The following is a 6075-nucleotide window of genomic DNA, read 5'->3' as shown; positions in this document are numbered from 1 at the left end:
CCCGCCGACAGGTCGGCGGGCGGCGGCAGTCGGGACCTGGCCTCGCGCGTGCGGCCGAGGCCGTCGGGGTCGGACGGTTCCCCGGTTGTGTCGGGTCTCACCCGGCGCCCGCCGGGTGTCACGCACCTTCGCCGGTGTCACCCCGTCGGAGGTCACATCGCGGCGGCGGTCTTCCGGATCGACGGCAGCTGGTTGTACAGGCGGCTGCCGGGGCAGTCGGTGCTGAAGCCGTCACGGTGCCCGGAGATGTTGTGCATCGTCACCACGGTGCCCTTCGCGTACTTCCCACCGGCGGACACCCGCTTCCAGGTCCCGGCCGGGTTGCGGCCCTCCGCGCGCAGCTTCCAGCCGCTGAGCTGCGCCAGCGCGTTGGTCACCTTGGTCGGGGCGTCGGTGGAGGAGTGGGTCCCCAGGACGGCCACACCCATGCTGTTGTGGTTGAACCCGTAGGTGTGGGCGCCGAGCACGGCCCGCTCCACACCTCCGGCCCGGCCCTCGTAGATCGTGCCGCACTTGTCGACGAGGAAGTTGTAGCCGATGTCGCGCCAGCCCTGGCTCTGCGTGTGGTAGCGGTAGATGCCGCGGATCACCGACGGCGCCTCGGAGCAGGCGTACCCGTTGCCCCCGGCGGTGTGGTGGACGAAGACCGTCTTCACCGCGTCGGTGTAGGCGAAGCCGCCCTCACGCCACGACTCGTCCGCCCCCCACCGGGAGCGCGTCACCACCCCGGGGCGGGGGGCCGCCAGCAGCTGCACGTCGGCCTCGGCGCGCGGGTCCGGCTCGTCCGCCGGCTCGGGGGAGTCCTCGGTGGTCACCTCACCGGGAGCGGTGTCCTCCGCGACGCCGGCGGATCCGCCCGCCCGCTCCGCCCGCTGGTCGTCGCCCGCGGGTGCGACGGCCGCGTCCTCCGCCGGGTCCTCACCCGGGTCGATCAGCTCCAGCCGCAGCCCTTCCGGCAGCTCGGCGGCGGCACGGTCGGTCCCCTCCGGCACGACCCGGACCTGCACCCCGTCCGAGGCACCCACCCACAGCGGTTCGGTGCCGCCGGCGAGGACACGGCTCTCGTCCTCCGCGCTCCCCGGGTCGGGCCGGTGGTCCTCGGCCGAGTGCAGGTGCTCCCACTGCGACCACTCCCCGGTCTCCGACGACCGGGTCCGCACCTCCGCCTCACCCGCCAGCGCTGCGGAGGCGTCGGTCCACACCACGCCGAGCAGGGAGAAGGGGTCGACATCGGTCTCCTCCAGACCGAACTCCCCGGCCGCCGGGGCGTCCGCGCCCGCGACGCGACCACCACCCCCCAGCGGCCCCAGGGCAAGCGACTGGGTGCCCCCGGTCTCCGGCGCCGTGGCCGGCGCCTCGACCGCGGCGCGACCCGACTCGGGGTGCGGGAGGGCGCCGGCCGGTGAGACGGCCAGCGGAAGGACAAGTGCCGCGATCGACGCGGCGCCGACAGTGGAGGCGATGAATGCACGCATGGCAACCATGCTGCGCATATCCGTATACGTCTGTCGAACGGAGATATGACGGGTTGTGAGCAACGCTCCGGTGTGTCGTGCCGTGGCGCACCACCGGCGTCCTGCCGCCCGCCACGCACCCGGCGTACCCTTCCGACGATGAACACCAGCGATCAGACCCCCTACGACCTGCTGCGATCGGCGCTCGCCACGGACGGTGCCCGACCCCTCGTCACCTATTACGACGACACCACCGGGGAGCGCGTCGAGCTCTCCGCCGTCACCCTCGCCAATTGGGTGGCGAAGACGGCCGGCCTCCTCCAGGACGAGCTGGGCGCCGAGCCGGGCGACCGGCTCGCGCTCCTCCTCCCCGCCCACTGGCAGACCGCCGCCTGGCTGCTGGCGTGTTCCGCGACAGGCGTCGCGGTCGAGATCGGCGGCGACCCCGCCGCCGCGGACCTCGTCGTCACCGGCCCCGACCGGCTGGCGGAGGCACGCGCCTGCACCGGGGAACGCGTCGCCCTGTCGCTGCGCCCGCTCGGTCTCCGCTTCCCCCAAGCGCCCGAGGGGTTCATCGACTACGCCGTCGCGGTTCCCGGTCAGCCCGACACCTTCCAGTCCTTCGAGGACCCCGACCCCGACGCGCTCGCCCTCACCGTCGGCGGGCGCCGGTTCACCGCCGCCGAACTGGTCACCGAGGCACGGGCCGAGGCGGGCGGCCTCGGCCTCGCCGCCGGCGGGCGGCTGATGTCGACACGGGGCTACGACACCTGGCCGGGGCTCGCCGCCGGGCTGTACGCGCCGCTCGCCGCCGGGGGGTCCGTCGTGCTCTGCCGCCACTCGGACGTGCTGGACCAGGCGGCCCGGACACGCCGCGCGGAGAGTGAACACGCCACACACTTCGCCGACTGAGCCCGTCCGGTCGGGGCGCCGGGGCCACCATCGCTCCATGACAGCGGACGACCACCACCCGGAGCCGGTACGCGCGCGGGGCGCCGACCGGCCCACGCCCCTCACCGACCTGCTCACCACGAACGAGCCGGACCGCCCGCGCCCGCGCCGCGGGCGCCGCCTGCTGCGCGCCGTCGCCCTCGGAGCCCTGGCGCTCACCCTCCTGACGGCCGGCGGCGGCTACCTCGCCTACCGGTCGCTGGAGGCCGGGATCACCAGCGACGACGGCACCGCCCGGGAGCTGGACCGCCGAGGTGGCGACCGTCCGCCGGAGCCGACCGGCTCCGCGCGCACCGTGCTGGTGATCGGCTCGGACGACCCCCGTTCGCTGCCCGGCGCGGTCGGCGGTATCGGCGCCCGGTCCGACACCGTCTTCCTGCTGCACCTCTCCGGCGACCGGCAGCGGGCCACCGCCGTCTCCGTCCCCCGCGACCTGCTGGTGGACATCCCCGACTGCACCGGAGCCGACGGCGGCACGGTGCCGGCCGCCCGCGCCCAGTTCAACTGGGCGTACTCGTTCGGCGGTCCCGCCTGCACCATCCGCACCGTCGAGGCCCTCACCGGGGTGCGGGTCGACCATCACGTCGACATCGACTTCGCGGGTTTCCGCGACCTGGTGGACGCCGTGGGCGGGGTCGAGGTGCACCTGACCGAAGATGTCCGGGACGAGCACACCGAACTGGACCTGACCGCCGGCCGCCAGGTACTGGACGGTGACGCCGCGCTCGCCTACGTCCGCGGGCGGCAGGGTATCGGCGACGGCAGCGACACCGCCCGCATCGAGCGGCAGCACCAGTTCCTCGGGCTGCTCCTGGACGAGCTGCGCTCCTCCGGTGTGCTGCTTAACCCGGCGAGGCTGTACCCCGTGCTGCGTACGGCCACCGCCTCGCTGACGGTCGACCCCGCCCTCGCCTCCCTCACCCGGCTGCACGACCTCGTCGGCGAACTGCGCGACCTCCCCGAGGGCGGCTTGCGCTTCGTCACGGTGCCGCGGACCGCGGACCCGGCCGACCCCGACCGCGACATCCTGGTCCGGCCCGACGCGGACGCCCTCTTCGCGCAGCTGCGCGACGACCTGCCGGTGACCACCGAGCCGCGGGACGGCCCGCCCGCGGGCGGGCTGCTGCCCGCCACCGGGGCCGCAGCGGATTGACGGTCACCGGCGTGACGGCGACCGGGTGACGGCGCGCCAGGGGGCGCGCGCGGGTGCCACCCGCGCCCGCCGGTGGGGCCCGATCGCCGCCACCGTGACAGGAACGAGACCTCGCCGCGACCAGTTTGCGACCGTTCGGAACAGGACAGGAACGTTTCCGCTCGTTGACTCCGCTGCGTAGTCGGACAGTTGGTGATCCGGTATCGGCGAAGACCCTTAAAAGCGAATAAAACAGACAGGGCCGTTTTGTGAGGACCGTCGAACGACTGGTGTTATCACCTGATGTGAAGCCTGCGCAGTGGGTCACCGGCGTCGTCGAGGACGGAACCCGGGGGTTAGTGTTTGCCGTCCGATCCTCAAGTCGGCACGGAGGGCGCACGCAGCAGTGGACGCGCAGGGACGTGGGGGAGCGGGGGGCATGGACCCCGCTGATCAGTGGGTATTGAACCCGGAGACGGGCAACTACGAGCTGCGCCCGCAGAACGGGTCACGCGGCGGCGGTGGTGCGCCCACGGGCACGCGTGCACCGCAGCGCGATCCGAATCCGGACGGGGCCCGGCCCCGGGGAGGCCCTCCCCGGCAGCGCCGCGCCCCCGACGAGGAGGGCGAGCACACCGCCGCCCCGCACGACGACGCCCCGACGGACGACGAGGACGCGCCGCCCGCCGGGCGCGCCGCCACGCGCGACCGCGAACTCCCCGGGCAGCGCGACCGCCGCGCCCCCCGGGGCCGCCGCAAGGGCAAGCCGCAGAAGAAGAAGCGCGGCAAGAAGATCCTCATCTGGGTCGCCGGTGTCCTCGCCCTGCTGCTCGTCGTCGGCTGCACCGCCGCCTACCTGACCTACAAGCGCCTCAACGACAACATCACCAAGGTCGACGTCCCCTACGACAACCCGGCCACGACCGACGCCCCGGTGAACATCCTGCTGATCGGCTCCGACCAGCGGACCGGCGACGGCAACGACGGCTACGGCGACCGCGACAGCCTCGGCCACGCCGAGACCACCGTCCTCCTCCACTTCTCCGAGGACCGCGAGCACGCGACCGCGCTGTCGATCCCGCGCGACCTGATAGTGGACATCCCGGAGTGCGAGGTGACCCGCGACGGCGTCACCGAGACCATCCCGGGCAGCCAGGGCGTGCGCTTCAACGAGAGCTACGGCCAGCAGGGGCGCGACCCGGGCTGCACCTGGAAGACCGTGCAGGAACTGACCGGCGTCGAGATCAACCACTTCATGCTGCTCGACTTCAACGCCGTCAAGACGCTCTCCACCGCCGTGGGCGGCGTCGAGGTCTGCCTCGCGAAGGACATCGACGACCCCAAGTCGCACCTGAAGCTCTCCGCAGGTACGCACGTCATCGAGGGTGAGGAGGCCCTGGCCTTCGTCCGCACCCGGGACTCCGTCGGGCACAGCAGCGACCTCAGCCGCATCCAGCTGCAGCAGCAGTTCCTCGGCTCGATGGCCCGCTCGCTGACCTCCAACGGCACCCTCACCGACCCGGGCAAGCTCCTCGACCTCGCGGACGCCGCGACCAAGGCCCTCACCGTGGACAGCGCCATCGGCGACGTCCAGCGGCTGTACGAACTCGCCCGCGACCTCGGGAACGTCCCCGTCGAGGACATCTCCTTCGTCACGCTCCCGGTCAAGGACAACCCCGCCGAGGAGATCGCCGCAACGGTGGTCCTCGACCGCACCAAGGCCGAGCCGCTGTTCCGGATGATCCAGGAGGACATCTCCCTCACCGCCGAGGAGGATGCGGAGGAGACGGAGGACGAGGCCAAGAACGGCGACGACAAGCCCGAGCCCGCCGCGATCGGGGAGATCCAGACCGAGGTCTTCAACGGGGGCGACGTCCCCGGCGCCGCCCAGCAGACACTGGACTGGCTGCTCGGCAAGGGCGCGGTGCTCGCCACCCTCGGCGGCAACGCGGACGCGCAGGAGACCACGGTGCTGCTGCACACCCCTGACCAGGCGGCACAGGCGGCTACGCTTGCGGACATGATGGGCATGTCCGACAGCGCGGTGAAGGTGCGCGAGAACGCGGAACCGGGGCGGGCCATGACCCTCATCCTCGGCAACGACTTCACCCGCCCCGGCGTCCCGATCGAGGCCCCGGCGAAGAAGCCGGAGAACCTGGACTCCTCGACGGCCGACGCCGCCGCCGACAACTGCGCCGGGTGACCCCGGACCATCCGGTCCGGGGCGCCCCGCAGCAGCCATCCGACGACAACCGCACAGACCACCCGGGAGCAGCCGTGCGCGGCACCGACGGCAACGGCAACGCCATACCCGAGGACGACGAGCAGGAGCCCGTCGCGGTCGTCCGCCCCGAGGACCTCGGGTGGGACGACAGCCTGTACGACGACCGGCCCACCACCCCCGGGCTCGCCGAGCGCCGCCGGGACGACGACGCCGAACCGGAGCCCGCCGAGCCGGAGCCCGGGGCCGAGGTGGCCGAGGCCGCTGCCGAGCCGGGCGAGCCCGCACCGGCGGCACCGGCCGCACTCGCCGAGGAC

5 protein-coding genes are annotated in these 6075 nt (G+C 73.3%); 4 read left to right on the top strand and 1 reads right to left on the bottom strand.

Features of this window, described 5'->3' with window-relative positions; translation table 11 throughout:
• Positions 1–152: 152 nt before the first annotated feature.
• Positions 153–1475: an N-acetylmuramoyl-L-alanine amidase gene (locus tag HCJ92_RS21190; protein ID WP_167935216.1), complete on the bottom strand. Its 1323-nt coding sequence runs from the start codon at positions 1473–1475 to the stop codon at positions 153–155.
• Between the two features lie 138 nt (positions 1476–1613).
• Between HCJ92_RS21190 and HCJ92_RS21185 the strand changes: the two genes are divergently transcribed.
• The 4 genes from HCJ92_RS21185 to HCJ92_RS21170 form a co-directional block, all read left to right on the top strand.
• The gene (locus HCJ92_RS21185) at positions 1614–2366 is read left to right on the top strand and encodes a TIGR03089 family protein (RefSeq protein ID WP_167935215.1); all 753 of its coding nucleotides are present in this window, start codon (positions 1614–1616) and stop codon (positions 2364–2366) included.
• Positions 2367–2403: 37 nt separating this feature from the next.
• Complete coding sequence (locus tag HCJ92_RS21180) at positions 2404–3558, top strand: LCP family protein (RefSeq protein ID WP_167935214.1); 1155 nt, start codon at positions 2404–2406, stop codon at positions 3556–3558.
• Positions 3559–3976: 418 nt separating this feature from the next.
• Positions 3977–5740 (top strand): LCP family protein, encoded by a 1764-nt coding sequence (locus HCJ92_RS21175; protein ID WP_209311412.1) that lies wholly within the window; start codon positions 3977–3979, stop codon positions 5738–5740.
• A 74-nt stretch (positions 5741–5814) separates the two neighbouring features.
• The coding region (locus HCJ92_RS21170) for a hypothetical protein (protein ID WP_209311411.1) at positions 5815–6075 on the top strand (261 nt) is incomplete at its 3' end.

The organism is Streptomyces spiramenti, assembly GCF_012034385.1.
In the GTDB taxonomy this organism is placed as follows: domain Bacteria; phylum Actinomycetota; class Actinomycetes; order Streptomycetales; family Streptomycetaceae; genus Streptomyces; species Streptomyces spiramenti.
Note: the sequence above shows the minus strand (reverse complement) of the source record. Positions and strands in the feature narration are given on the sequence as shown.